This window comes from Olleya sp. Ti.3.14 (assembly GCF_038154885.1).
Classification (GTDB): Bacteria; Bacteroidota; Bacteroidia; order Flavobacteriales; family Flavobacteriaceae; genus Olleya.
In genome coordinates this window covers 1-282 of sequence record NZ_JBAKAO010000092.1, presented here as the reverse complement: position 1 = coordinate 282, position 282 = coordinate 1, and the positions used below count along the sequence as shown (strand labels likewise).

Below are 282 nucleotides of genomic sequence, written 5' to 3'. Positions count from 1 at the left end.
GTTTTAAATGGTGGTATTGAAGGATCTTTACGTCGTGTAACACACTACGATTATTGGAGTGATCAATTAATGCCAACAATTTTAGAAACCTCTAAAGCAGATATGTTGGTGTACGGAATGGGAGAATAACCTTTACGTGAAATCATACGTTTGTTAGAAAAAGGCGTACCATTTAGTAGTATTAATACAGTTAATCAAACCGCTGTATTAATGAATAAAGACGAAAAAATACCCAAGAACAGTAATTGGGAAGATATTGAAATTGCTTCGCATGAAACCTGT

At 34.0% G+C, this 282-nt stretch carries 1 protein-coding gene; it reads left to right on the top strand.

All coding sequences use genetic code 11. The features are described 5' to 3' along the window. Window positions 1-15: 15 nt before the first annotated feature. Window positions 16-129 carry a hypothetical protein gene (locus V6251_RS15425; protein WP_341589029.1) on the top strand — a complete coding sequence of 38 codons (114 nt, stop codon included), beginning with the start codon at window positions 16-18 and terminating at the stop codon, window positions 127-129. Window positions 130-282 lie beyond the last annotated feature (153 nt).